Origin of the sequence: Paenibacillus phoenicis, from assembly GCF_034718895.1 — a bacterium.
Classification (GTDB): Bacteria; Bacillota; Bacilli; order Paenibacillales; family Paenibacillaceae; genus Fontibacillus; species Fontibacillus phoenicis.
The window spans coordinates 2,732,567-2,758,398 of sequence record NZ_JAYERP010000001.1; the positions used below are offsets into that span (position 1 = coordinate 2,732,567).

The window sequence follows — 25,832 nt, forward strand, 5'->3', positions numbered from 1 at the left end:
TCCAGCAGTGCTCCGCACGGCCTGGGTTCCGCTTCCATTTTACTCCAATCCTTTGACACCCACAATCCTATGCAAGTGCAAAAGAAGATCGCCGATCAACGGCGATCTTCTTCGCTTATTCACTTATTTTCCAACCGACAGCAAGAACCGCTCCAAAGCCCCCGTATCCGTAATGCTATGGTTGCAATCCCGGTTCTCCAGGCAGACATAATTCCCGTACATGGAGAAGTTGTCCGGCGAAGCATGGGCGGACTTGGTTTTCACCGAGAAAAAGGCAAGCTCCTGATGCCGATTGCAGAACAAGCAATACCCTTTCTTATTGGTCGGCGTGATGCGGCCCTCGATGCCGATGAACCGGCCTTCGTACGGGTAGACGATGTATAGCTTGTTCGTCGCGATGTCCACCCAACTCAAGTACGTCACGTAACGAAAGTCGATGGCGGCGAGATCCGGTACTTTCAGCTTTTATTTTTAGGGAATAGCTTCTCAATCTGCTTCACCGTAATCGGCGGAAAAGGCTCCAGATATTGTTCCAACGCGCCAAGATATCTTTGGAACTCATAAGCTGTCTCGAAGGTCGCGATTTGACCGAGCATCTGCTTCTGCTCCTCCGTCAGCGTCGGAAAGGCCTCAACGATATTCGTAACGGCACTAAACCTTACTGTCTCCAGAACGCTTCGATCCGCGACGGCTCGCAGGGTTTTCTGAAGAAATTCCGCTTGTTTCTTGATCACGTTATACTGGTGGTTTCTAATAAATGGTGTACACATAGCTTTCAGCCCCTTATTTGTAATGAATCAATTCAATAAGGTGCAAAGCCTGTTATTAGAAACGATAAAATGAATTTTGGGCGATCGAATAGGAAAAAGTATATCAGCAAGTTCGGAAAGCCGCAATTCGATTCCTCTTAAAATCAAACAAGTGCCCTACTCTCTTGTCCACACCGATTCATAGAAACGGAAATATATTATATCACCCCTATGAAAAGGAGTGATAGATTTGGCAAACCGCGATGTACGTCTTGCATTATGGTCAGGTACTAATTTTACTGGCCGCCGAATTCTCTTCAGACGCGGCGGGGTCGCTGTCCGCGATCTTGGAGCGTTCAGATTCAACAATGCACTTACCAGCTTCCGTCTCAGAAATATTGTGCAAAGCTCTCGCGTTACCCTGGTGTTGTTCTCGGGAACGAACTTTCAAGGTTCCTTCCGGGTATTCCGGGGCAGTCAAAATGTGTCCAACTTGGGCAATTTCAACTTCAATAACGTGACATCTTCGCTCATTTTAGTTGGCCGTAATCTGACGAACTCGGAGATCGCTGAAATCCAACGCACCGGAAGACCACCTAGAGACATTCTTATTATTAGACAATAATTGATTACAGGCTCATCGTTGGAAGCAGATCTAAAGAAGCTAGAATTCACCGCGTTCCTCTTACCCGGATTGGTTTCCTCCTTAAATGCACGAATATAGCGAAACGCCCCGGCCTTAGATCGCTCTTTGGCTGGGGCGTTTGTTGTTTAAGCTGCTTTTTTACTTTGCACCTTTGTAAGTTAAATTGATGTGATTCAGGTCCGTACTGCTATCAAAAATAAATTCAAGCTGGTAATCCCCACGGACGTACACTAATTTTTTCTGAGTGAGTTTACCCGATTTAATGGTAGAAGTCGAGTTTGGCATCCCATTTCTGGATCATTTCATCACGTGGATTGCCCTCATCCGCATTCAGAATTAGGGATACATTCAACTCGCCTGAATGTTTGGGGGGTTCTAAACTTGACCATTTTATTCCGTGTTTCGCCAGTTTCATATGTGCCTCTTGCACTTGCTTGCCTGAATAGCCGTGTTCATTAAATAAAAATAATCCTACTAATGCAAAGAAGCAACAATTTCTACCTTCATTCGATCAGGATCCTCAAAAAATACCGCATAATGATCCGGTCCACCTGCATAAGGATGTCTATCTTTATACAGAATAGTAACCCCACGATCTTCAAGCTGATTCGTAATCTTATTTACCTGCTCCTTGGAATTAGCTTGGAAAGCAAGATGATTTAATCCCACTCTTTTTCGGTGATAGGGAATATCTAAGTATTTTTCTCCTGTTTGTACAAAGACAATATATGTAGTTCCGCTGATCCAACTCACTCCCTGGTCCCACTCTTGATAGACCGAATATCCAAGCTCTTGAAAAATCCAATCCCAGAACGCTCTACTTGTTTGGAGGTCGGAAACATTGATTTCGACATGATGGATCATTGATAAGCTCCTTTTTATTACATTCCCTCAAGGATGTTTCTAGCAACCTGGTTTGCTTCATTTTTATTTCCCGCTGGTCCTGATACATATCCCTCAGTAAGATGATATCTCTCATTTATATCATTCAATTGTAACCATACCTTATTAAAATCAGCGGATGTCATTATGGAGCCGATTGAATTTAGTACATGAAACTCATTATTCTTTGTAAGTGTTTCAAAATATTTGTTGCCTTCTCTCTTGAGCTTGATATCATAGACCAAATCGTTATCTACAATCATTTTTCCGATGAACCTATCTTTCCCAAATAGCACTTTATAGTGCTCGCCGATGATTGATATTTGCGTTTGCTTTTCGAACTCCGTTTCTACCGAGTAAATAGTGCTTCTCAGACTTACTTCTACATGACGGGGACGATGAAAGTCATAAGTGAGATAAAGAATTACAATAAGGAATATACAACATAATGTTATGATCACTCTCTTCTTCAATTGGTCACCTCCATAAGATGAAACCTGAAGGATGTTACGGAGTCTTCAAGTTATTCAATCAAATCAAGACTTAACCGGATCATATCCCTGCACTGAATTCCGTTCTCATAAATCTTTTCAGGATAATGTCTTATAAAAAAATCCCGATCGATTCCAGTAATTCGGAATCCACATTTTTGATAAAGGAATAGCTGACCTATGCTTGAGTTTCCTGTCCCTATTTCAATCGTTTTGACGTTTTGTTCTCTTGCTTTGTCAATTGCAAAATGGATCAGTTTCTTCCCGATTCCTCTTCCCTGAAAGTCTTCACGCACCGCGATATTAACAATCTCCAATGTTCCTGGTCGTGTTTGTAGTAATACAATGACAGCAATAACTTTATCTCTATCATGCAAACCAACATAACACTGACCTCTTTGCAAATACTCCTCGATCATCTCTTGCGATGGATCAGCTAAGAGTAATAGATCAAGGGGAATATCTTCGTGATCCTTAAGTAATCTAATCTTCACATCCATATTTATCTCCCATACATTCTGCAGTAATTGAATCTATTGTTCTTGCATGCATGAACTAATATTCTTTATTGAACCTACAAATTACGTCGATGATTTTGTGTATTGAAATCTAGAAATAGAAAGACCAATCCCACAATAATGCAGAGTGACCCAAACCAATAATTGATCCGCCTTCTTCGACCAAGGAATTCAAACTTCAAACCGTAAGACTCATCCAAGAAGAAGGGAAAACGGTGGCGCAGGTAGCCCGAGAAATGGGGCTGCATGAGTACGTTGTACCGCTGGATCGCCGAATTCAAGAGTAGCGGAGAAGCCGAATCAGGTCTGGAGGACCCCTGCACGCGTAAAATTGTCGGCTTCCATATGGACGAACGAATGACGAAGGAGCTTTGTTTGAAGGCCCTGGATCAGGCGTATCGCCTTCAGAAGCCCAAAGGGAACGTGGCTGCATCATTCTGATCGCGGCAGCCAGTACGCATCCTCAGACTATTAGCAGCGATTGAAACAATATGTCATTATAGGCAATAAATGGATTTTCAAAGCCCCATACTCCTAAAAGTATTGCTATTTCAATTAGCCAATGAAATATTTTGTTTTTTTCTTTTTTATTTTCTTCCATTACTCTTCTTCCAAAAAATGTTTTGTGTCCGGCTGCTTCCGCTTCCTTGCTACTGAAATGCCTCTCCGAATCCACTCCTAACTTCGTGCCGGACCGAGGGCGAATGCCCGATGCGTGAATATGGTGTTATCTGTAGTAATCGCCATCTTCGTCCCCTCTTCCAAACGGCAGTTCTATATATTCTTCTATTTCATAATCCTCATCCATTTCAGAAAATAATAATCGTTCAATCTCTTGGTTTTCTATTATCTTCTTCTTTTTCATATCTGTCCTTCTAATTTTATTTTGTAAATCTATTTCCAATTGCTTCTTATATTCTTTATCAATTTGGATTCCCAGTTTTTCTAGTTCTCTTACTGCACACAATAGATCAACAGCAAAATGATTGCTATATCCTCTAACAAGATTCTTTCCATTGTACTTAACTAACCAATGCTTCGCAGCTTGTAGTCTGCCTTCTTGATTAAGTCTTTTATGTCTTGGTGTATTATTTTTCTTTTTCATTTTTCCTCTTGGCTCTTATGAATTTTGCGATTATTACAGATTACGTTCGTGTATTCACGACGTCCTTCCCCCTTAGATAGCTCCTATCTTAGGGGGAAGGATGTGTCCGGCTGAATTCACTTCCCTGCTTCTGCCAATGACATCCCCGAATCCACTTCCGACTCCGGTCCGGACCGAGGAGGCTCGTCCCCCGATGCGCAAATATGGTGTTAGCTGAATTTGCTGTCTTCTACGAATTACTAAAAATAGATCTTTACATCTTTGTAATCATGTATCCCTGTTCCATGCCTGGCTAATCCTTTATTAAACAGCTCCTGGCAGGCATTATTCAACTCAATTATAAAATCCTTGCTCAAGTCTAATTCATTATGTCCCGGCAGTATTCTTGTTATATGATCGATTCGACTTATCTTCTCTACAGATTTGATAAACAACAATGGATCTGTCGTTGGATAAAATGCAAACAAAGTTCCCTTGTAGATTAAGTCTCCAGTATACAAATAGCCGCGCTCTTCTTCATAAATACATAGATGCCCTGGTGAATGCCCAGGTGTATGTAAGAAAGTTAATGTTCTGTTTCCTAAATTTATCGTTTGATTATCCTTTAATACGGCAGTGGGCTTACCCCTGTATGGCTCATAAGCTTCTATTCTAAAATCAACTGGTAACGGTTTTGTAATATCTCTACCTACATCACGACGTATTACCTCAATAGGAAGTCCAGGTATTCCATTCTCTAACCAATCATTCTCTAACTCATGTACGTATATTTCATTAAACTGCCCATGACCCCCAATATGATCCCAATGAACGTGTGTTGTTAAGACTTTAATAGGCAAAGAAGTTAATTGATCAACAACACTTTTGATATTTCCTATTCCAATTCCTGAATCTATTAGCGCAGCGTATTCATCACCAATAACTAAATATGAATGCACCTTCTCCCAATGGCCATATTCACTTATGGCAAAAGTCATTGGGTCGATTTCTTCAATTGTGAACCACTCATCGGGATTCAATGAGTTTCCCTCCCTTTTACTTTCGTTCTTTACAGCAATTTCAGCTAACGTTACTGTATCTGCAAACCCGAGAGGCTTAAAGGAGCGATAGCGACTGGGTCCCACGGACTTAGTCTCGCAGGGTTGTGAGCTGATTTAACTTCTCTGCTATTTCTTCTTGCGAACCAAGGGCGTAGCCCGCAGCGTAGATACTATGTTATAGGATGTCAGCGACTTCTTTGAATCATCTATATACCGAAGTTTATTACTCAAGATACCAATTTATCATTGTAGCTTCATTACATTCAATCGCTTCCCAACCTTCACTAGTAATTATTTCTTTCGTGTTTATATCATTGCTTAATATAAGTGTAATCAATGAATCATAAACACTTAAAAATGCTGTATCATTAGTTTCATACGTTACAATAATCTCTGAAGGTGCCATTTCATAGAAGTTTTTATTTGTAATATCATCTACTAGTATTTCACCACTTGTATCGAATATTGGTTCAGAGTATTGGATTTTTGTAATTCCCTTTGATTTAAATACTTCAATTATTGTTGCAATTAAGAAGTGAGAGATAAATCTCAAGTTAGTTCTCCAATTCGTTCAGCAGAAACATAACCTCTAAAATAGAAGAATCCTCTCGGTTCCAAAAAAGCAATGGTTTATACTCATCTTTTTCTAGTCCGGGTAACCAATTACTCACAAACTCTTCTAAAATCGCCTTCGTCAAGACTCACCAAGGTTCCACCAACCAAGTAAGTTATCTTATATGTTAACAGCGGTGTAATATCAGGGCGAATAAAGTTTCCAATGCCCTTCGGTAACAACTTCGACTGCTCCGTCGGTCACTTTGATGGCGGTCTGATCATCAATCGCATACGCCGGCCCCTGCATCCCGGCGGCCCATCTCTCTGCAGCTGACATGGTGTTTTCCGGAAGCATCTCGTGGTCCAGATGCGGAAATATTGCAAAATCAACCAGTCCCAGCGCTTCATCGCCACCGGTGGGCGGAGTCCAGCCAACGAAAAATTCCCCGATGTTAGGTGCCATCACCATACTCCCGGCGCTCAGTCCCACATAGACTGTGTGCAGCGACGGCAAGAGGTCTGCCAGCCCGGATTGCCGCATCCAGTGGCACAGGTATAGGGCGTCCCCGCCCGCCACTAGCAGGACGTCCGTCTTCTGGACCAGCGGCACCCAGCGGTCTTCGCCGATGCTTGGCAGCGCTGTAAGCTCCAGCACGCCGACGGACTTCCAGCCCAGGCCGACCATGTGATCCTCGGAATTTCCGCTGATGAATTCCCAGGCTTTGACGCCGGGGCCGACCCAGGGGTGTCCGTACATCGCGGTGGGGATGCACAGGGCATTGGAGTCGGAGATCGGCTTGCCCAGCATGCCAACCAGCGCGTCGTGTATGCTTTTGTTACTGATGCCTCCAGATGTGAGCAGAAATTTCATAACTTCACTCCCTTTCATTGTGTGCATCTGACGTTTATTCCTTTACACTTTTCAAACGGGGGTGCGAACGTCTAAGGGACAGCTTAAGCTGGTATACAACCCAAACTGACCTGACATTGTTTCGGTCTTTTAATTACATCGGACATTGTTTCTATCAAACAATCATTTGCTTTAGTGGACTTCGTAATTTCCCATATGCCTAGGTATTCAAAAAAATGATTGAACTATCCTGCCCTTGCCAGTAGTTTACTAACTAAGAAGAAATCTCTTTTGATTTTTTCGCTGATTTCCTATAACGTTTTTGTATTCACGAAACGACCCAGCCTTAGATAGCTCTTATCTTAGGCTGGGTCGTTTGTTGTCTGAGCTTGCTTCTTCGGTTATTCGTCTGACAACCAAGAGACCATTAAGTCTCGCAGCGTGAATACGGTGTTATATGAAGTGTCACTCTTCATTGAAAGTACTACGATAATATTTCATTCCATTCTTCTTCTGAGATAACTTTATTTTTGACTTTGCTAGACTCAATTGATTCTATAAATGAAACAATGCTTGAAATATTCTTAAAGATTAATAAACTTTCTTGATAATTCAAAATACTGTTGTCATGAGCAAAACTCCTATCATTTCTTACTTCATTAAAAGCTTCCAGTATCGATATCGAACTTTTTAGTATTCTTTCTGTCATTGATGATTCTATATATCCATTCTTTTTGAGGAATTTTATATACTCTCCATAAAAACTATGAAGCGGTTTACTCTTGTCATACGATATCCCATGCCGATCACACAGACTTCTTATATATTTGACCATATAAGTATGAAGTCTATCTAACGCTACTTCTGGTTCATTTTTTTCAATTGCCTCTCTTATATTCTTGGCAAGGAGTTTAAAGTTCATATCATCAATCTGGGGTTCAGTCAAATCAGCTAAGTGTTCAGAGATATTTTCACGTTTAAGTTTTTCTGCGATCTTGATACATTCATCAAACAGCTCTTGTTCTTTATCGCTTATTTCTTCCTCAAACCTTGCTTTCATTTCCTTCCAATAGTTCAACAAATCAATGGTAAGGACAGAAACAATATAATTGTTCTCCAATCTCCATATTGCTCTAAGTCTATTTGCTTTTGAGTCTCCAAAGATAGAATATTTGGGGTCATAAACATCAATATTCACAGAATCAAATACGGATTGCTGAAAACTATTATTAGAAAAATTCAGTACATATCCACCCCCCATATTAAAAATTCTCTCGAGTTTTATTTTTTCAATGTTTGTCAAGTCTGACACCAATGATCACACCCTCAAAAACATATTGTGACATTTCATCTAACGTTTCCGTGTTCACGACGTCCCACCGACTTAAGCCACGAAGTGGCGGCCGCGATGCGGTTAGTCGGTGCGGATGTGTCCGGCTGATTCTGCTTCCCAGAAGCTGCCAATTACATCCCTGAATCCACATCTTACTCCTGCCGGACCGAGGGGCGAATGCCCCGAAGCGTGAACATGGTGTTAGACGAAGTTATTGCCATCTTGATATGCCTGCATTAATGTTCTTATTACTCATTTTTCATTTCATTTCTAATTCTATTCTCAATAACAAGTAAATCTTCTCTTGCATCCTTAGCAATAATCTTCAATATAATTCCCAATAAAATAAGAAATATAGAAACTAGAAATGAAAATATTGTTATAAGTTTTCCAAGCAATTTATCTTTAATATCGTAATCTATAAGCTCATTAAAGTTGCTTGTACTAAAGAAAATAATACCTAAGAAAAAGAATACAACCCCTACTAAAATAAGCCAGATTGATGGTTTTTTGGCTCTTTCAAAATACGGCATAGTAATCCTCCAATCAAATTATTATTTCGATTTAAATCAACAAATTTAAAGTCCTTTGATGTGAGGTTTTTACTGTATTGCAATAATTTCGTCTAACGTTCTTGCATTAACGACGCCCCACCACCTTAAGGCTCCAGAGGAACCGGCCGCGATGCGGTTAGGTGGTGCGGGTGTGTCGCCTGTGATAGCCTCTTCGAAATGCCTCGGGCGACCGTGGGACGGCGAAGCCGACCCGATGCGTGAATGCATTGTTAGCTGATGTTGCTGCCTTCTCTTGAAATTTCCCGCGAGGTATTTCTTCTATAATTATCAAATAATTTTTTTATATCCGATTTTCTTGTTACATAGCTAGTTAATACTTGACTATTCTGAACAAAGTTACTAACTTTCTTAATATTGATGTTACAGAAGAAAAGAATCCTTAGTTTTAATTTACCTCTTAAATTATCATCTATGGTTTTCTTAAAGCTAAGTCTTATAAACAATATCTCATACGCAGCATAGAGTACAAAAAAATATATGTAGATTACAAACATCAATGAAAGGAGTAGCGGTAAAAGAAAGTCCTTAATTAATTCACTTACGTTAATTTGATCTAAGCCTAATATAATTGATCTTATTGAGTGAATTATTACAATGAACCCTATTATAAATAATATAGCGTTGAAGAAGTTCTTTATGATTGCATTTCTATTTTGGTAATCTGCCGAATGTTCTATAAATCCTACAAATATAGAAGAAACGATAATAAGAAACACAATTACAATCTCCCATATTACTCTGAAACTATAAAGGTTAGTAATGAACTCTACGATAGCGACTATTTTGACATTTTCTTTAATCATATTATAAAAGTAGCTAATATCTTTTGCCTTTCCGATTGCAGATGACGCAGAAATTACACCGGTAACGAAAAACCATACAAGTGTGTCTTTCAACTGTCTATATTCCCAGAATCCAATCTTTATTAAAATATAGATCATTAACAAGTAATAAATACACATAGTGATATACCAATATACTAACTTTCTACTAAACATAATTTTTAGCATACCTGGAATTTGTGCTCTTACATTATGTAAAGAGAGTGCATACAAAATAAAAATCAATATCCAAAATCCAATAGCTAGTTCCCTATTGCTAAATACTTGATTTAATTGTGAGAGCCACATTTTATCATCTCGCTCTTTTGTGTTTTCGCAGCAATGTCAGCTAACGTTCTCGTATTCACGAACCCTCACTGGCTTAAGAGGCTTTAGCCCCGGGTCCGACGGACTTTGCCAGTGCAGGGTTGTCTGCTGATTCCACTTCCTCGAAAACCCTCTTGCAGACCAAGGACCGTTAGGCCCGCAGCGTGAATACGGTGTTATCTGCTGTTCCTCGACTCCAATGAAATACTTTCAAGTACTAATTCTTTGTTATCTCGATGATTGAAGCATGTGGAATCTCCTCGATTTCGTACTGTGTCCTAAATGCCATTCCATGTCCTACTACAATCACATAGTCATATGTTTTGTATTTATCAATCACTTTGTCCATTCTATCTTTCATCATTTGTTTAGATTCCCATTTCCTCGTTTCTCCTGCTGGATAAATTCCTTTATGATTATCATAATCTATACTTAATTCTCTTAATTGCTCTAATGAATCATATTGAAAGGTGAGATCTCGCTGCCATTCCCTTAGATCAAATTCGACTCTTAGCTCTAGCTTTAGTTCTTTGGACAGGATCGCGGCTGTCTGCATTGCTCTTGTATATGGAGAACTTATTATAATATTTCCCTTTTTTAGTCTTGGATCTCGTGATGCACTATGTACTTGTTTGATACCGCCTTCTGTAAGTGGGACTAAATCCCGTCCATGTCCTCTAAGTTTATATATTTCGTTAATTTCCCATAATGGTTCGCCATGGCGAACTAAATAATATGTTGTCATTCATTCCACGTCTCTCTATTAATAATTTGCTTTCGAGGAATTGCAGATAACGTTTTTGTATTCACGAAACGACCCAGCCTTAGATAGCTCTTATCTTAGGCTGGGTCGTTTGTTGTCTGAGCTTGCTTCTTCGGTTATTCGTCTGACAACCAAGAGACAATTAAGTCTCGCAGCGTGAATACGGTGTTAAGTGAAGTCTCCCTCTTCTTGAATTGCCCTCACGATAATGGGTTTAACTTCTTTTAGGTTTCTTGTAGCTACTTCCCAAACGATACTTTCATCAATTCCAAAATATTCGTGAATCAAGATATTCCTTAGTCCGATCATATTCTTCCAAGGGACTTCTGGATACTTCCTCTTAACTTCATCGCTAAGATTTCTAGCGGCTTCTCCGATAATTTCTAAGTTTCTTATTACTGCATCCAAAAGCATTTGATTAGCTAAAAACTCATCATATTTAACGGCACCGAGATAAGTTTCTATCCGATTAATTGACTCTAGAATGTCCATTAGTACATTAACCGATCGCTTCACTGATATTGTACCTCGCTAAGAATTTCATCTTTCATATAAGATTTAATGGCATTAGGGGTTACAAGATCGACTTCTCTGCCAAATACAGACTCTAAATAATCCTTCAAATCCAAAAATTCAAATCCTACTGGACGAGAAAATTCAACTAATAAATCGATATCACTTGTTTCCGTCTGTTCATCTCGAGCAAAAGAACCAAATAATCCTATCTTCGAAACATAAAAACGATCCATCAAAAATCTCTTTTCAATCCTTAACTTGTTTTCAATATCTTCTCGCTTCATTGAATTCCCTCCTTGTTTCAAGATTATGTTTTCATTATAACCTAATGGATATTATTTTGTTCGTATTGTCTTTAAAGGGAGATTTCACTTAACGTTCTTGTATTCACGAACCCGAGAGCCTTAAGTGAACAACGGGAACGGGTCGCCAGACTTAGGCTCGCAGTGGTTGTCTGCCTGATCCCCTTCTTCGAAATGCCGCGGGCAGACCAAGGGGCATTAGCCCTGCAGCGTGAATACGGTGTTAGACGAAGTACTTGTCCTCTTTGAGTTTACTGATATAGTTATTATTAAATCCTTAATGTCCTTGGAGGTAATATCTTGAGAAATCTTGTGGACGATTATTTAACTCATAATTTAACCCCTTTACTTTTAGAATTTGGTGCAAATACAGAAGTTGTCTCGAAAGTCTGCGCTGATATCAACTCAAGGTTATCGTCAATAATTTATCGTTGGAGTGATGAAGAATTCCGTTCAACAATACTCCTACATGGAATTGAAGAAGCCACATACTATAGCCCTGTGAGTGATATAAATATAAGGGCACTTGTGGTAGTTTGTATTAGAAATAGCTTGCTAGAGGACCTTTCAAGCACAAGATCTGCAGCCAAAAGTCTTGGTTTATCAAATCCTATTATCTCAGATGACCAAATTAAGAAAATTACTTCGGATGCTATTACTTTCTTCTCAAATAACGACCTGCTGTCAGCATCCCAACAAATCACTAAGCCTCTAGTGGATCCTTTCGAAAAGATTCAATTTGAGTATCCTCTAGCCTGGTATGTAATGAGAAAACTTAGTAAATGTACTAATTTTACAACATTTGGGGCCAAAGAAATTTTGAAAAGTAATGACTATACTACCAACAAAAGTAATGCATCGGATATCTTTGTAGAAGTTCAAAGTGGAATTGACCCCACTATTAATCATACCTTAAACAAAATACTTGAAAGTATTAGAAACAGGAAACAGCACTTTTTCTTTTCGGACTCTTTCAAGATGATAACAAGGCACCCAGAGAAATTGTATAAAATTATTGAATCCGTCCTAAATGCAAATGCTCCAGTAGTGACCTTTAACTATTACATTAGTAATGGCTATGTTGCACGCAGAACTAATTTGTTAAAACCAGCCCACTCAGAGAAAGATCTTAACGAAAAGTACAAGAATACTAATGGCTTAAGAAAGGCGCATTTAGAGATAATTAAAATCATGCGCTGATTTTAATGTTCTGATCACTTACAAGTATTTCGTCTAACGTCTGTGTATTCACGACCCCGAGAATCTTAAGGCTCCGGAGGAGCCGGCCGCGACGCGGTTAGGTTCGCAGGGTTGTCCGCTTGGATCCACTTCTTCGAAATTCCTCGGGCGGACCGAGCAGCCACCAGGCTGCGATGCGTGAATACGGTGTTAGATGAAGTACCCGTTCTCTTCGATTCACTTACACCTCAACAATTCCTTGTGATTCATATGGATAGTCAATTTGTTTCTTGATGATTTCTACAGCATCCTTATTAACTAATAGGCTAACAATATATAAAGCAAGATCAATTGATGTCGATACTCCCCCGGCAGTTATGAGATTCCCATCCTTAACTATTCTTGATTTAATCACTTCTTCACAATATGGCTCTAGTAATTCATAAGCATTGGGATGTGTTGTTGCTTTCTTGTACTTTAAAAAGCCTGCAGCTCCTAGTAAAAGCGAGCCTGTACAAACAGACACTATGTACTTTACCTTATCAGCTTGTCCCAACCATGTGATAAATTCCTCGTCAAATCTGAGTTTACGTGTTCCCATCCCTCCAGGAACAAATAATAGATCATATTGTGAGAGATCTGGCTTGATCTTGTTTACTTTAATTGTTAATCCTAACTCATCAGATATTTCTTCAGATAGGCCACAGATATCCCATGTGGTCCCTTTTTCTTCAAATAAGTTCAACCGATAGATAACATCATAAAATCCAATAAAATCAAGAAATGTGATTCCATTGAAGAGGACAAAACCGATCTTCATACGAACTGACCTCCTAGGTTTGATCGCTCTTTACAGGTATTTCATCTAACGTTTTTGTATTCACGAAACGACCCAGCCTTAGATAGCTCTTATCTTAGGCTGGGTCGTTTGTTGTCTGAGCTTCTTCCATGATTATACATCCGACAACCAAGGGGCGATAGCCCCGCAGCGTGAATACTGTGTTAACTGAAGTCAACAACTTCATCGAACTGCTTCACTCTCTATGTATTACTAGTCTTTATTCCCATCAGCATAAGCCTCCGTTATAATTTGAACACCCATTTTGAAACCATAGATGAATACTTCAGTTGAATATATCGAAGAAGACTTTCCTAATAGATCATATATTTTTTCAAGAAGTTCTATCTCATCCTCCGTCAGGCTGGTTATTAGCTTCTCCTTGAAGTTTGAGATTTCGACATTCAACAACTTGTACTCTGGATTCTTTGGTATAATCTTTTCTTCTGGTCTAATTTCTCCAAAATACAATTGCTCTAATAAGCTACTCATCCTTCATTCCCTCCATTGTGTTTCTCATAAGAATACTTTAGCGATTTTATCGCTAAAACTCAATAGCGAATTACTCGCTAGAGTATTTTTATGTTGGAGGTGTTTATATGTACCCAAGAATTAGAAGCTTGCGTGAAGATAAAGATTTAACTCAATCTCAAATTGCTGCATATCTCAACTGTAGTCAACGTATATACAGTAATTATGAACGCGGTGAAGTCGATATTCCAACCGCCATACTCATTAAACTTGCCGACTTCCACCAAACCAGCACCGATTATCTTCTTAATAGAACTAACATTAAACAAGCTTATCCCAAAGATTGAAAAAGATTTTTGGAGTTCTTATTTCACTATCGTTGATTTCAGTTAACGTTCTCGTATTCACGAACCCGAGAACCTTAAGGCAGCTTTAGCTGCCGGCCGCGACGCGGTTAGGTTCGCAGGGTTGTTCGCCTGAATCCACTTCCAGCTTCATCCTCATCGGGCGAACCAAGGGCCGACTGGCCCGCAGCGTGAATATATTGTTATATGACGTCATAGACTTCTTCGATTAACTACCAATGAATGTATCCTGACTTCTTTAAGATCTTATAGGTCATTGAATTCAATTCATTTATTGGCTCTTTTAAACTAAAATACTTCAATTCAAGTCCTTCATTATCATTGATTGTTGGAATCCCAGATACCTTGTGGGCTTCGTATACTATAATTGCATTATAAACTTCATCGCCATGAGGATATTGATAGTACATATCACTTCCAGATAAGACCGTTATAAATTTCAGTTCTTCTGCATTGAGTCCAGCTTCTTCATATAATTCTCTATGTCCTGCTTCTTCAAAAGTTTCAGCTATTTCTAAGGCTCCTCCAATAACTCCCCAATCTCCTGTATCCGTTCTTCTTTGAAGCAGTATATTCTTTTCTTCGTTCAATACGATAACCGTCACACCAGTCAAAATTAAAGGTCGAGTACCGACCAATTTCCGGAGTTCTGAAATATATCCCATCTTGATTCCTCTTTCTAATATTCATTTGTCTGTGATGTCATATAACGTTCCTTGTATTCACGACGCCCCACCACCTTAAGGTCACGAAGTGACCGGCCGCGATGCGGTTAGGTGAATGGATGTGTCCCGGCAATTACTTCCCCGACTTATCTTCCGGGACCGAGGCGGCTTGTCCGCCGATGCGTGAACACATTGTTAGATGATGCTTGCAGGCCTCTTTGAATTACTTACACTATTTTCTTTGCAACATAGGTTATACAATCCGTTGTCAGTTTTACGGGTTCTCCATTTCTGTCAATCTCATATTCTAATTGTTTTACAAATCGTTTTTTGATTTCCCAACCAGAATATTGATGATCCAATAATTCCATCATTCGTTCAGTAGATATATTCACTTCAAACATTGGATCTAATTCTTGTCCATTATCAAGGTTTACTTCCTTTATGTTCGATCCAATAATTATACAGTTGGATCCATTCGTTTTGGTTCCAAGAGTCATTTCTTTAAGCTTTATTTCCAATGCCCTTTCCGAACTAACATGTTCCAAGGCAGATACAGAAATAATCATGTCATACTCGTCTTGTTCGATTCTGAACTGTTCAATATCTGATAATCTTGTAACAATATATTGTTCAACCCCAAATTTGTTACTATAGCTTTTCAATTTATCTATCGCTGATTCCAATAAATCAACGCAAACTACTTTCCCCATTCTGGTCTTTAATGATTCTGCTATGGGGATACTATTCCTACCAATTCCAGATCCTAAATCTAATACAGATAAGTATTCTTGACCTTTATACTCATCGAGGAGGTCGATTACGGTTCTTACTGGTCTATGCAGCCACGAACCAGGTTCATACAAATTGTAATTATCATAACAGAAGTCATGATATTTCTTCTCTTCTGATCTTATATACGCTACTCTGTCCAAACCCTCACCTCTAGCTTTCTGCAAGTTTCATCTAACTCCCTTATCTCTGCACGTCACAAATACCATCTTGACCTGGGGATTTGCGTAATCGATTACATCACCTTAATTATACCTCCATTCCTTAATTCTGTAAGTTGTAATTTATCCTCCTCCCGGAGTCTGCTATTCCCCCCTTCGATCACGTAAAATCCGATCAAGCGGACTCTCAATCCGTTTCAGATTCTTGGTGCTGACGTGGGTGTAGCGTTCGGTGGTGGAGGGATTGGCGTGGCCCAGCAGTTCCTGGATATAGCGGAGGTCGGTGCCGTTCTCAAGCAAATGGGTGGCGAAAGAGTGCCGAAGGACGTGAATGCCTACCTGTTTCCGGATGACGGAGGTTTGCAGGGCTTCCTGAAATACCTTTTGCAATGAACGTTCATGCAAGTGGCTCCCCGAATGCTGCCCCGGAAACAACCACATCGAGTTGGAGAGTCGCTCCGCTTCTACGTATTTTTTGATCATGTCCCAAGCCGTTTGCGATAGTAAGGTATGCCTGTCCTTTTTGCCTTTTCCTTGCCGGACTCGAAGGATGCCGCGTTCTGGGTCGATATCCGTGACTTTCAGCCGTACGACCTCGCTCACGCGCAGCCCTGAGGCGTAAGCCAGATACAACATCGTGCGGTGCTTCAGATTCGTCGGCGCTTGGATAACGCGGAGTACTTCCTGCTCCGATAGGACATAGGGCAGTTTTTTCTCTTTTTGGGGTCGGATATATTTCATCTGTTCGGAAGGTTGCTTGAATACCTCGACGGCCAGGAAACGCAAAGCACTGATGGCTTGGTTCACATAAGCAGGAGAGTGCCCTTGCTCAAGGAGCTGCAAAGCATACTGTTGTGTACGGGACGAGTCGATGATCGCGGACATAATTTTCTCATCCTTGAGGGTTCCTGGGCTTTTCATCTTCAAATGATCAGCCAAGTTCTGCAAATATCGCCGGACATGCCCCCTGTAGGCCTTGCTGGTTTTGAGGCTATATCCCTTCAGCTTGAGCGAGGTGAGTAGCTTTTGTTCCAGGGCCTGAATGAATTTTTCATCGCTGGATAGCTTTGACGACACGGCTAACCCGTCCATTCGAATCTCCGCTTCCGGAAAGCACTCTGCGAATTGCCTGATTTTCTCCTCTGTGCAAGGAAAACGCCAGAACTTCCCATTAGGATCCCACTTCCCTCCCCCAACCGCACGCAGCTTACCTACATCCTCTTTCGAGAAATCCTCCAATTTCACGGAAACCTGATCATGTTCGATCCGATAAATATGAATGTACATCCCTGATCCCCTCCATTATTCTGTCTAGCTTGAAAAAAAGAGACAGCCCCTCCCGGGGTCTGTCTCCGATTCTTTCGAATGAATGGTGTTACTTTATCGGTATGAATCCATTAGATTCTATTACTGCTGAAACCACATTTTAAACATGTGCTTCGTGGTCGCCTTGTTCATTTCGGCGATGGAAGTGGTCAGCGGGATGCCTTTCGGGCAGGCGCGGACGCAGTTTTGCGAGTTGCCGCAGCCTTCGATGCCGCCGGGTTCCATCAGGGCCTCCAGACGCTCTTCGGCGTTCATCTCGCCTGTTGGATGCGCGTTGAACAAGCGCACTTGGGAAATAGCTGCCGGACCGATGAAGTCCGTCTTCTCATTGACGTTTGGACAAGCCTCCAGGCAGACGCCGCAGGTCATGCACTTGGACAATTCATACGCCCATTGCCGTTTCTTCTCCGGCATCCGAGGCCCCGGTCCCAGATCGTACGTGCCGTCGATCGGAATCCATGCTTTCACCCGCTTGAGCGCATTAAACATCCGGCTGCGGTCGATCACCAGGTCGCGTACGACCGGGAACGTCCGCATCGGTTCAATGCGAATCGGCTGTTCCAAATTGTCGATAAGTGCCGCACAAGCCTGGCGCGGTTTGCCGTTGATCACCATCGAGCAGGCGCCGCACACTTCCTCCAGACAGTTGGACTCCCAGCAAACCGGCGAGGTACGCTCGCCCTTCTGGTTCACCGGGTTCCGCTGGATTTCCATCAAGGCGCTGATCACGTTCATGCCAGGGCGGTAATCCAGCTCGAATTCTTCCGTATAAGGCTTCGAGTTCGGATCATCCTGGCGTGTAATGATGAATTTAACTTTTTTGGCCGTTTGTTGTTTGGCCGATACATCCGTTTCCGCCATTGCCATGGGTATCCCCTCCTATTTGTCCTTCGAGTAGTCGCGAATCCGCGGTGGGATCAAGGAGACGTCGACCGGTTCGTACGAAATTTCCGGGCCGTCCGGCGTCCACTTCGCCATTGTCGTCTTCAAGAATTCCTCGTCGTTCCGGTTCGGGAACTCCGGTTTATAATGCGCGCCCCGGCTTTCGTTACGCAGCAGCGCCCCCTTCGTCATGGCTTCGGCCAGCTCCAGCATATTCCACAGCTGACGGGTGAACGCCGCTCCCGTATTGTTCCAGCGGGACGTATCGTTGATGTTGATCTTTTTGTAACGTTCTTTGAGTTCTTTGATTTTGCCTATGGTTGCTTCCAAGCGATCGTTGTGACGAACGACGGTCATGTTCGCGGTCATCCATTCGCCCAGTTCTTTGTGGATGACATAGGCATTTTCCGTGCCATCCATCGCCAGGATCCCTTCGTATTTCTCTTCTTGGGCCTTGCGGTAACTTTCGAAAATGCTTGGGCTCAAATCCTCTGCCGATTTCTTCAGGCCACGAAGATATTCCACCGCTTTCGGTCCGGCCACCATGCCGCCGTAAATCGCCGACACCAGCGAGTTGGCGCCAAGACGGTTCGCCCCGTGATATTGGTATTCGCATTCGCCAGCCGCAAACAGGCCAGGAATGTTGGTCATTTGGTTATAGTCGACCCACATACCGCCCATAGAGTAATGGACTGCCGGGAAAATTTTCATCGGAATTTTGCGCGGATCGTCGCCCATGAACTTCTCGTAAATCTCGATAATCCCGCCGAGCTTCACGTCCAGCTCTTTCGGATCCTTGTGGGACAGGTCGAGATACACCATGTTCTCGCCGTTAATGCCCAGCTTCAGGTCCACGCACACATGGAAAATTTCCCGTGTCGCGATGTCCCGCGGTACAAGGTTACCGTAGGCCGGGTATTTCTCCTCCAGGAAGTACCACGGTTTGCCGTCCTTATACGTCCAGATCCGTCCGCCTTCGCCGCGTGCAGATTCCGACATCAGACGCAGCTTGTCATCGCCCGGAATCGCCGTTGGGTGAATTTGAATGAACTCACCGTTAGCGTACGTGACGCCTTGCTGATACACGGCACTGGCCGCGGTCCCCGTGTTGATGACCGAGTTCGTCGTTTTACCAAAGATAATCCCTGGGCCACCTGTCGCCAAAATGACCGCATCGGAAGGGAACGTGGTGATTTCCATCGAGCGAAGGTTTTGTGCGGTAATGCCGCGGCAGACGCCTTCATCGTCCAAAACAACAGACAGGAACTCCCAGTTTTCATATTTCGTGACCAGGCCGGCCGCTTCATGACGGCGTACCTGCTCATCCAGCGCGTACAGCAGCTGTTGTCCGGTCGTTGCTCCGGCAAACGCCGTGCGGTGATGCTTCGTCCCGCCGAACCGGCGGAAATCAAGCAGCCCCTCCGGCGTGCGGTTGAACATGACGCCCATCCGGTCCATCAAGTGAATGATGCCAGGTGCAGCTTCGCACATCGCCTTCACCGGCGGTTGGTTGGCCAGGAAATCCCCGCCGTATACGGTATCGTCAAAATGCTCCCAAGGCGAGTCGCCTTCGCCTTTCGTATTCACGGCCCCGTTAATGCCGCCTTGCGCGCACACCGAGTGGGAACGTTTTACCGGCACAAGGGAAAACAGCTGTACCGGCACGCCTGCTTCGGCTGATTTGATCGTAGCCATCAAGCCGGCCAAGCCGCCGCCAACGACGATTAAGCTTTGTTTAGCCATTTGCTTTCAACTCCTAAAAGTTTTGTGAGCGATACTTCAACGGAAATGCTTCGTACAAAACTTGCACCGGAAGCATTCGCTTAGTTTTGTGAGCGTTACTTCAAACGAGTCATCTACGAACAAAGCCTAAGCCATCCAAGCCTTTGCCGTCTCCAGCAAGGCAGTGCCTTCGGCTTGGAATTCCGAGCCGCGGAATGCGATCAGCGACCACACGAACATGATAGCAACGATCGCGAACAAGCCCATGCAAATATAGGAGGACACACGTTGCGACCGCGGGCCGACTGTCACGCCCCAGCTGACGAGGAACGACCACAATCCATTCGTAAAGTGGAAGGCCGCCGACACGACCCCAATCAGATACAACACGAAGAAAATCGGGTTGCTGACGATGTCATGCATTAAGCCGCCCAATTCCTCATGCTCCACATTGCCCAGTGCCACCTGTACACGGGTCTCCACCACGTGCCAGATCACAAACACAAACGCGATGACGCCAGTGATCCGCTGCAGCAAATAACGCAGGTTACGTTCAGTTGGGAACCGCCGATTGTTCGGCTTCGCCTGAAACGCAATATAAAGCCCGTAAACCCCGTGATACAAGAGCGGCAGCCAGATCCCAAAAATCTCCAAAACCAAGACGAGCGGCAGGCTGTTCAGGAACGCGACAGCTTCCCTAAAGCCTTCGCTCCCGCCTTCCACCGCCGAAAAGTTGGTGATCATGTGCTCCAGCAGGAAAAATCCCAGCGGAATGACGCCCAGCAGCGAGTGCAGTTTTCTGGAATAAAACCCTTTCATAAATGCGTATACCCCTTTCTCATTCCATCATCCGTTTCAACTTGCGCAATTTCACTCAAGATTCGACCTTACGGGGGCGCGGAGGTTGAATATGATATATCCCACACCGCAGTCGGTAAAACCCCTTTGTACCTCCAATAACTTGTGAACAACTTGTGTCACTTTTCATGTTACTCCTTTTTATCTTATAATGGAATTGCAATATATTTATTAATCATTATAACAAATTCACATATGTAAACCTGTCGAATCTTGTCCTTCGCCCAGAAAAAGGAGGTAACCCATGCTGGAAGAGTTGCTGGTGTTCACCACCGTCGTGGAGCAATCCAGTTTGAACAAAGCATCCAAGCTGTTAAACCTGTCCCAGCCCGCCCTTTCGCGGAAAATCGCCAAGTTGGAGGAGGAGTGGGGAGTCTCCCTGTTTCACCGCAAAGGGAAAAGACTCGAGCTGACCCGCGTCGGGCAGGAAGCTTACCAATATGCGCTGGAACAGCGGCAACGCCACCAGAACTTCCTGCAGACCGTGTCCCGAATCAAGGCAGCGGAGCGCCGTATCGTCACGTTAGGCGCCAGCCTGACGACGATCCAAACCACCCTGCCGCCGCTCGTGACCTCGTTAATGGAGAAGTTTCCAGATATCGAATTGAAGCTCGTTACCGGCAAAACCCATGAAATCGTCTCTTATGTCCGCGAGAAGAGAGTGGACTTCGGCGTCGTGGCCTCCCTGGTGAACGAGACGGGCTTGAAATGCTTGCCGCTGTTCAAAGACCACCTCGAGTTGGTCGTTCCCAAAGGGCATGAGCTAGCCGCCGCCGGGCAGAAGCGCCGTCTGATCATGGACGATCTGAACGGTCGGCCGATGATCGTATTTTCCAAGGGAACTTGGTATCGCCGGCTGATCGACGACCTGTTTGGACGCTACAGCATCGTGCCCGATATTCGCATGGAAATCGATTCGTTTGAAGCGATCGTCCGCCTGCTGCCGATCTGTAAAGCAGCCGCGCTATTGCCCAAATCGTACCTGCGTATGCCGCTGCTGCGGGATAACGGCCTGCTGACCGTGCCGATTCCAGAACTGGCCCAGACACGGCGCGAAACCTGTCTCGTATATGGCGACAAATCGGAGCTGACGAGCGAAACGAAGGAATGGATCACGCAAATCCGCGAAACCCTCGTGAAAGAATTGCCGCTCTAACGCCACCATGATCCACCCGAACCTAAACAGCTATTCGTTACACCAAAAAAGCTGCCGCTCCTTCAGGCTAAAACCTGGATTAGCGGCAGCTTGTCTATTTTAAATGAAGTATCGCAAATAAACGTAGAGGCTGGAGATCAAAATGGTGACGATCATCAGCGGCAGCCCGTATTTCAAATATTTTAGGAAGCTGATCGGTTCCCCTTCCTTGGCGGACATCCCAGCAGCGATCAAATTGGCGCTGGCTCCGATTAATGTTCCGTTTCCACCGAGACAAGCGCCAAGCGATAGGCTCCACCATAGCGGCTCCAGGTGCTGAATCCCCATTCCGCCCATGTCTTGGATCATCGGAATCATCGTCGCCACCAGCGGAATATTGTCGATAAACGCCGACGCCAAAGCACTCAGCCAGAGGATCAGCATCGAGGTGGTTAGCGGATCGCCTCCAGTCAGGCGCATCACCTCTTCGGCCACTCTCGTAATGATTCCCGTTTCAACCAACCCTCCGACCAATACGAACAAACCCACGAAAAAGAAGATGGTGGGCCATTCCACCGAACGGAAGGCTTGTTCCATCACGTGCTCGCCGGTCATGAGCAGCAGCAAGAAGGCGCCAGCCAGCGCAATAGTAGCCGTTTCCAGATGTATGTATTGATGAAGGAAAAAGCCCAACAAGGTCAACCCCAAGGCGATCAGGCATTGGGTGAGCAGCTTTTTCTCCGTAATCAAGCCCTCCAGACTGATCTCCATCAAGCTCTGTTGATGAGCATAAGCCTTTTTCAACTCTTTGCGGAAGATCACGATCACAAGCGGCAGAATCACTGCCAAAATGATCAACACGACTGGCGTCAAATTTTGCATGAAGGCTACGAAGGTCAGTTCCTTCACGGCGCTGCCAATCATAATGTTGGGAGGGTCTCCGATTAAAGTCGCCGTCCCGCCGATATTCGTGGCAAGAATCATAGAAAAGAGGTAAGGGAACGCCTGAACCCTCAACCTCCGCGTAATGCTAAATGCCACCGGGACCATCAAAATAATGGTCGTTACGTTATCCAGGAATGCCGAACCTATCGCGGTGATCAGCGCCAGCAACCACAGCAGAGTGATCGGATTGCCTTTGGCCAGCTTGGCCGTCCATATACCGATGTACGTGAATAAACCGGTCTTGGCTGTCGTATTCACGATGATCATCATCCCGATCAAGAGTCCCAGCGTATTAAAATCAATATGATGCACTGCGCTCTCCTGATCAAGGATGCCAAAGATTATCATGAACGCCGCACCAGCCATAGCCAGCATCGTTCGGTGAATTTTCTCAGATATAATGAGTGCGTAGGTCAGCAAAAAAATGATTAAAGCCCAAATGGCCTGTTGTTCCATACTTCTCTCCGTTCCATGCTAGTAAGCCATCTTACCATCTTATTAAGGATTGATGATTGATTCAAATTGCTCGATATTTTTCTTTGCTCCTATAATAACCATAATGTCGCCTTCATTTAACTGATCCATCGCAGTGGGAGCAACCAAAATACCGCCATTGCGGTGAATCGCCACAATACTGCAGCCAAAGCGCGTCCGCGGATTAATATCGCCCAGGCTCTTTTGGTCCAGGCATGCCGGGACGTTCATCTCGACGATGCTGTATTCCTTCGACAGTTCAATATAATCCAGCAGATTCGGGGTAACCAGCTGATGGGCAACACGAATCCCCATGTCGCGTTCCGGATAGATCACCCGATCCACCCCCAGCTTCTCTAGGGCCCGGCCGTGCAGAAGCGAGATCGCCTTGGCGACTACCGTTTTCATGCCCAGATCTTTGAGGAGAATGGCCGCTAGGATGCTCATTTGAATATCGTTGCCAATCGCCACGATCCCGCAATCGAAATTACGAACCCCCAGCGACTTCAGCACCTCTTCCTCTGTTGCATCGGCGACAACCGTATGCGTGAGCCGATCGCTTAATTCGTCAACGATCTCTTCATTCCGGTCGATGCCCAGAACCTCATATCCTAACTCCACCAACTCCAAGGCCAGGCTCGATCCGAAGCGCCCCAAGCCGATGACCACAAACTGCTGCTTTTTCATTTTTGCCCCATTTCCCCTTATCCAATAATGATTTTGCCTTCTGGATGGCGATACAGCTCTTTCCCCTTCCTTGGACCGATGGCATAAGCAAGCGTCAAGGGCCCCAGCCGTCCGGCAAACATCGTAAGACTGATCACAACTTTCCCAAATTCCGTCAAGTGCTCCGTTAAGCCCATCGATAATCCAACCGTTCCAAAAGCCGAAGTCGTTTCAAATAAAATGGAGAGGAAGCTTGCGTCTTCTGTGGTGGACAGAACCATCGCTACAGCAACGATGACGAACAGTGCCATCATCGTAATCGTGAGCGCCTTGAAGATCCGTTCTTGGGCCATCCGGTAACGGAACAACACCAAATCGGTTCGTCCGCGGATCATGGAGATCACCGCGCCGATGAGAATCGTAAAGGTAGTTGTCTTGATCCCGCCCCCCGTCGAGCCGGGCGAAGCCCCGATAAACATCAGGATGATTATGAAGAATTGCGTAGCCTGACGCAGCGAACCGATATCAAGGGTGACAACCCCTCCCGAACGAGGCGTAATCGATTGGAACATTGAAGCCCAGATTTTGCCGCTCCAACTGAGCGGTTCCAGCGTACGCGAGTTCGTGAATTCGAACACGAAAATGACGATCGTGCCAATCGCAATCAGCGCCCCCGTCATGGACAGCACCACTTTGGAATGAAGCGACAATTTGCGATGCTTGCGATACTCTGCCAGATCGGACAAGACAATAAAACCAAGCCCCCCGGACACGATGAGCAAGATGGAGACGATGTTAATCAAAGGATCGTTAACATAGGGGATTAAACTGCGATTTTCCCCAAACAAATCAAATCCCGCATTATTAAACATCGAAATCGAATGCCAAATCCCATAATACAGCGCCCGGCCAAACGGCATATCAAAGGCCCAGCGAATCGTGAGGAGCACCGCCGCACTGGACTCGATGATCAGGGAGTACATCAGCACCTTGCGGATTAAGCGAACGATGCCTTCCATTGAGCTCTGGTTCATCGCTTCCTGGAGCAGCAGACGGTCTTTCAGCGAGATTTTCCGTTTGAGGACAAGGGAGAACAAGGTGGCCATGGTCATAAAGCCAAGCCCCCCGATTTGTACAAGCATGATGATGACGATATGTCCAAAGGTTGAAAAATACCTTCCCGTATCCACCACAAACAGCCCCGTCACACAAGTTGCCGAGGTTGCCGTAAATAAAGCATCAATAAATGGCATCGGTTCCCCGGACGTCCCAGAGATCGGAAGCATAAGCAGCAGAGTTCCCAACAAAATGATGAGGGCAAACCCAGTCACCAATATCTGCGGCGGAGAAAGGTTAATTTTCTTGGTATGCAACGCGTTCACCTCATCATCGTTCTGAAAAAAACACAAAAGAAAAAAAGCACTGGAAATCCAATGCCTTTCGGTGTTTGGTTCCTGATGCACAGGCCTACGAGGTTAGCTGACGGATTCGGACATGCCCAGTTGCCCTATTCGCGGAACATATCCCCTTGCTGGGAGTTGAAGCTCCGTGAAATTCACCCCAAAATATACGGTTCCCCCGTTTTCATTGCGAAATTCGGCCAATCTTTTCAATTGTTTTCAATCATTTTTCGTCAAATGGATTATATCCCTTATTCCGTCCCGCCACAAAGCTCTATTTTCAAGAAAAAGACCAGAAAAGGACGAAATCAGGGAGTGGGAGGATCAACTTCGCCCCCAATCTGAGTGATGCGAGGGCTTGCCGGAGTTTTTGCCGTTTCTCGTCATTTTTGCCATCCGTCTGGCGCAGGGGGGATAGCTGTGTTATCTTTACTTTGACGTACTTGAGGGAAAAACATACCTCATAATATAAGAAGAGTA

At 44.2% G+C, this 25,832-nt stretch carries 32 protein-coding genes, 1 pseudogene and 1 riboswitch; of the genes and pseudogenes, 6 read left to right on the forward strand and 27 right to left on the reverse strand.

Features of this window, described 5'->3' with window-relative positions:
* Positions 1 to 123 precede the first annotated feature (123 nt).
* Positions 124 to 770, reverse strand: a pseudogene (locus U9M73_RS12890) (FusB/FusC family EF-G-binding protein).
* Between the two features lie 229 nt (positions 771 to 999).
* On the opposite strand from U9M73_RS12890, the gene U9M73_RS12895 reads away from it, so the two are divergent.
* Positions 1,000 to 1,374, forward strand: a complete 375-nt coding sequence (locus U9M73_RS12895; protein WP_009225051.1) for a hypothetical protein — start codon at positions 1,000 to 1,002, stop codon at positions 1,372 to 1,374.
* 280 nt (positions 1,375 to 1,654) lie between these two features.
* Here the strand turns inward: U9M73_RS12895 and U9M73_RS12905 are convergent, their stop codons facing one another.
* The 4 genes from U9M73_RS12905 to U9M73_RS12920 are packed head-to-tail and all read right to left on the reverse strand — an operon-like array spanning position 1,655 to position 3,262.
* Positions 1,655 to 1,825 carry a hypothetical protein gene (locus U9M73_RS12905; RefSeq protein WP_407673926.1) on the reverse strand — a complete coding sequence of 57 codons (171 nt, stop codon included), beginning with the start codon at positions 1,823 to 1,825 and terminating at the stop codon, positions 1,655 to 1,657.
* 44 nt (positions 1,826 to 1,869) lie between these two features.
* Entirely contained in the window at positions 1,870 to 2,259 is a 390-nt protein-coding gene (locus tag U9M73_RS12910; RefSeq protein WP_323077580.1) for a VOC family protein, read from the reverse strand.
* A 17-nt stretch (positions 2,260 to 2,276) separates the two neighbouring features.
* Positions 2,277 to 2,750: a hypothetical protein gene (locus tag U9M73_RS12915; RefSeq protein WP_036645129.1), complete on the reverse strand. Its 474-nt coding sequence runs from the start codon at positions 2,748 to 2,750 to the stop codon at positions 2,277 to 2,279.
* Positions 2,751 to 2,800: 50 nt separating this feature from the next.
* Positions 2,801 to 3,262, reverse strand: coding sequence for a GNAT family N-acetyltransferase (locus U9M73_RS12920; protein ID WP_009225047.1), 462 nt, complete (start codon positions 3,260 to 3,262; stop codon positions 2,801 to 2,803).
* Between the two features lie 218 nt (positions 3,263 to 3,480).
* Here U9M73_RS12920 and U9M73_RS22205 point away from each other — a divergent pair, with 218 nt between their 5' ends.
* Positions 3,481 to 3,573, forward strand: a complete 93-nt coding sequence (locus tag U9M73_RS22205) for a hypothetical protein (RefSeq protein ID WP_407673980.1) — start codon at positions 3,481 to 3,483, stop codon at positions 3,571 to 3,573.
* Positions 3,533 to 3,727: a hypothetical protein gene (locus tag U9M73_RS22210; RefSeq protein ID WP_009225046.1), complete on the forward strand. Its 195-nt coding sequence runs from the start codon at positions 3,533 to 3,535 to the stop codon at positions 3,725 to 3,727. The genes U9M73_RS22205 and U9M73_RS22210 overlap by 41 nt, the downstream gene beginning before the upstream one ends.
* Positions 3,728 to 3,749: 22 nt before the next feature.
* Here the strand turns inward: U9M73_RS22210 and U9M73_RS12930 are convergent, their stop codons facing one another.
* The 11 genes from U9M73_RS12930 to U9M73_RS12980 all read right to left on the reverse strand — a co-directional run bounded on the left by U9M73_RS12930 (position 3,750) and on the right by U9M73_RS12980 (position 11,455).
* Positions 3,750 to 3,962 (reverse strand): hypothetical protein, encoded by a 213-nt coding sequence (locus U9M73_RS12930; protein ID WP_323079184.1) that lies wholly within the window; start codon positions 3,960 to 3,962, stop codon positions 3,750 to 3,752.
* Between the two features lie 51 nt (positions 3,963 to 4,013).
* Complete coding sequence (locus U9M73_RS12935; RefSeq protein WP_050769752.1) at positions 4,014 to 4,391, reverse strand: hypothetical protein; 378 nt, start codon at positions 4,389 to 4,391, stop codon at positions 4,014 to 4,016.
* A 239-nt stretch (positions 4,392 to 4,630) separates the two neighbouring features.
* A complete protein-coding gene (locus U9M73_RS12940) occupies positions 4,631 to 5,410 on the reverse strand; it encodes an MBL fold metallo-hydrolase (RefSeq protein ID WP_323077582.1) in 780 nt (259 codons plus the stop codon).
* A 244-nt stretch (positions 5,411 to 5,654) separates the two neighbouring features.
* Positions 5,655 to 5,984 carry a DUF2711 family protein gene (locus tag U9M73_RS12945; protein WP_323077584.1) on the reverse strand — a complete coding sequence of 110 codons (330 nt, stop codon included), beginning with the start codon at positions 5,982 to 5,984 and terminating at the stop codon, positions 5,655 to 5,657.
* Between the two features lie 204 nt (positions 5,985 to 6,188).
* The gene (locus U9M73_RS12950) at positions 6,189 to 6,857 is read right to left on the reverse strand and encodes a Type 1 glutamine amidotransferase-like domain-containing protein (protein ID WP_323079129.1); all 669 of its coding nucleotides are present in this window, start codon (positions 6,855 to 6,857) and stop codon (positions 6,189 to 6,191) included.
* Positions 6,858 to 7,320: 463 nt separating this feature from the next.
* Positions 7,321 to 8,148: an abortive infection family protein gene (locus U9M73_RS12955; RefSeq protein ID WP_036645180.1), complete on the reverse strand. Its 828-nt coding sequence runs from the start codon at positions 8,146 to 8,148 to the stop codon at positions 7,321 to 7,323.
* Between the two features lie 269 nt (positions 8,149 to 8,417).
* Complete coding sequence (locus tag U9M73_RS12960) at positions 8,418 to 8,702, reverse strand: hypothetical protein (protein ID WP_323077585.1); 285 nt, start codon at positions 8,700 to 8,702, stop codon at positions 8,418 to 8,420.
* Positions 8,703 to 8,953: 251 nt separating this feature from the next.
* Complete coding sequence (locus U9M73_RS12965) at positions 8,954 to 9,874, reverse strand: hypothetical protein (RefSeq protein WP_323077586.1); 921 nt, start codon at positions 9,872 to 9,874, stop codon at positions 8,954 to 8,956.
* A gap of 235 nt (positions 9,875 to 10,109) precedes the next feature.
* Positions 10,110 to 10,637, reverse strand: a complete 528-nt coding sequence (locus U9M73_RS12970; protein WP_009225038.1) for a histidine phosphatase family protein — start codon at positions 10,635 to 10,637, stop codon at positions 10,110 to 10,112.
* Between the two features lie 186 nt (positions 10,638 to 10,823).
* The gene (locus U9M73_RS12975) at positions 10,824 to 11,171 is read right to left on the reverse strand and encodes a HepT-like ribonuclease domain-containing protein (protein ID WP_009225037.1); all 348 of its coding nucleotides are present in this window, start codon (positions 11,169 to 11,171) and stop codon (positions 10,824 to 10,826) included.
* Positions 11,168 to 11,455 carry a nucleotidyltransferase family protein gene (locus U9M73_RS12980; RefSeq protein WP_036645127.1) on the reverse strand — a complete coding sequence of 96 codons (288 nt, stop codon included), beginning with the start codon at positions 11,453 to 11,455 and terminating at the stop codon, positions 11,168 to 11,170. The genes U9M73_RS12975 and U9M73_RS12980 overlap by 4 nt, the downstream gene beginning before the upstream one ends.
* A gap of 318 nt (positions 11,456 to 11,773) precedes the next feature.
* Between U9M73_RS12980 and U9M73_RS12985 the strand changes: the two genes are divergently transcribed.
* Positions 11,774 to 12,673: a hypothetical protein gene (locus U9M73_RS12985; RefSeq protein WP_009225035.1), complete on the forward strand. Its 900-nt coding sequence runs from the start codon at positions 11,774 to 11,776 to the stop codon at positions 12,671 to 12,673.
* 220 nt (positions 12,674 to 12,893) lie between these two features.
* Here the strand turns inward: U9M73_RS12985 and U9M73_RS12990 are convergent, their stop codons facing one another.
* Together U9M73_RS12990 and U9M73_RS12995 are read right to left on the reverse strand one after the other, a co-directional pair.
* Positions 12,894 to 13,472, reverse strand: coding sequence for a DJ-1/PfpI family protein (locus tag U9M73_RS12990; RefSeq protein ID WP_323077590.1), 579 nt, complete (start codon positions 13,470 to 13,472; stop codon positions 12,894 to 12,896).
* A 231-nt stretch (positions 13,473 to 13,703) separates the two neighbouring features.
* Positions 13,704 to 13,982, reverse strand: coding sequence for a DUF6809 family protein (locus U9M73_RS12995; RefSeq protein ID WP_036714646.1), 279 nt, complete (start codon positions 13,980 to 13,982; stop codon positions 13,704 to 13,706).
* A 107-nt stretch (positions 13,983 to 14,089) separates the two neighbouring features.
* On the opposite strand from U9M73_RS12995, the gene U9M73_RS13000 reads away from it, so the two are divergent.
* Complete coding sequence (locus U9M73_RS13000; protein ID WP_036714644.1) at positions 14,090 to 14,308, forward strand: helix-turn-helix domain-containing protein; 219 nt, start codon at positions 14,090 to 14,092, stop codon at positions 14,306 to 14,308.
* A 230-nt stretch (positions 14,309 to 14,538) separates the two neighbouring features.
* Here the strand turns inward: U9M73_RS13000 and U9M73_RS13005 are convergent, their stop codons facing one another.
* The 6 genes from U9M73_RS13005 to U9M73_RS13030 form a co-directional block, all read right to left on the reverse strand.
* Complete coding sequence (locus U9M73_RS13005; RefSeq protein WP_094093757.1) at positions 14,539 to 14,991, reverse strand: NUDIX hydrolase; 453 nt, start codon at positions 14,989 to 14,991, stop codon at positions 14,539 to 14,541.
* Between the two features lie 227 nt (positions 14,992 to 15,218).
* Positions 15,219 to 15,926, reverse strand: a complete 708-nt coding sequence (locus tag U9M73_RS13010) for a class I SAM-dependent methyltransferase (RefSeq protein ID WP_323079130.1) — start codon at positions 15,924 to 15,926, stop codon at positions 15,219 to 15,221.
* Positions 15,927 to 16,088: 162 nt separating this feature from the next.
* Positions 16,089 to 17,231, reverse strand: a complete 1,143-nt coding sequence (locus tag U9M73_RS13015; protein ID WP_323077594.1) for a tyrosine-type recombinase/integrase — start codon at positions 17,229 to 17,231, stop codon at positions 16,089 to 16,091.
* A 120-nt stretch (positions 17,232 to 17,351) separates the two neighbouring features.
* A complete protein-coding gene (gene sdhB / locus U9M73_RS13020; protein ID WP_323077597.1) occupies positions 17,352 to 18,137 on the reverse strand; it encodes a succinate dehydrogenase iron-sulfur subunit in 786 nt (261 codons plus the stop codon).
* A 12-nt stretch (positions 18,138 to 18,149) separates the two neighbouring features.
* A complete protein-coding gene (sdhA, locus tag U9M73_RS13025; RefSeq protein ID WP_009224828.1) occupies positions 18,150 to 19,895 on the reverse strand; it encodes a succinate dehydrogenase flavoprotein subunit in 1,746 nt (581 codons plus the stop codon).
* A 126-nt stretch (positions 19,896 to 20,021) separates the two neighbouring features.
* Positions 20,022 to 20,693, reverse strand: coding sequence for a succinate dehydrogenase cytochrome b558 subunit (locus tag U9M73_RS13030; protein ID WP_323077599.1), 672 nt, complete (start codon positions 20,691 to 20,693; stop codon positions 20,022 to 20,024).
* 283 nt (positions 20,694 to 20,976) lie between these two features.
* Between U9M73_RS13030 and U9M73_RS13035 the strand changes: the two genes are divergently transcribed.
* The gene (locus tag U9M73_RS13035; protein ID WP_009224826.1) at positions 20,977 to 21,888 is read left to right on the forward strand and encodes a LysR family transcriptional regulator; all 912 of its coding nucleotides are present in this window, start codon (positions 20,977 to 20,979) and stop codon (positions 21,886 to 21,888) included.
* 99 nt (positions 21,889 to 21,987) lie between these two features.
* On the opposite strand, the gene U9M73_RS13040 is transcribed toward U9M73_RS13035, so the two are convergent.
* Genes U9M73_RS13040 through U9M73_RS13050 form a run of 3 tightly spaced genes read right to left on the reverse strand, consistent with a single transcriptional unit; the run spans position 21,988 to position 25,334 of the window.
* Positions 21,988 to 23,268, reverse strand: coding sequence for an ArsB/NhaD family transporter (locus U9M73_RS13040; protein WP_323077601.1), 1,281 nt, complete (start codon positions 23,266 to 23,268; stop codon positions 21,988 to 21,990).
* A gap of 42 nt (positions 23,269 to 23,310) precedes the next feature.
* A complete protein-coding gene (locus U9M73_RS13045; RefSeq protein WP_323077603.1) occupies positions 23,311 to 23,973 on the reverse strand; it encodes a potassium channel family protein in 663 nt (220 codons plus the stop codon).
* Positions 23,974 to 23,990: 17 nt separating this feature from the next.
* Positions 23,991 to 25,334: a TrkH family potassium uptake protein gene (locus U9M73_RS13050; RefSeq protein WP_323077604.1), complete on the reverse strand. Its 1,344-nt coding sequence runs from the start codon at positions 25,332 to 25,334 to the stop codon at positions 23,991 to 23,993.
* Between the two features lie 67 nt (positions 25,335 to 25,401).
* A riboswitch (cyclic di-AMP (ydaO/yuaA leader) is annotated at positions 25,402 to 25,564 on the reverse strand.
* Positions 25,565 to 25,832: the final 268 nt, after the last annotated feature.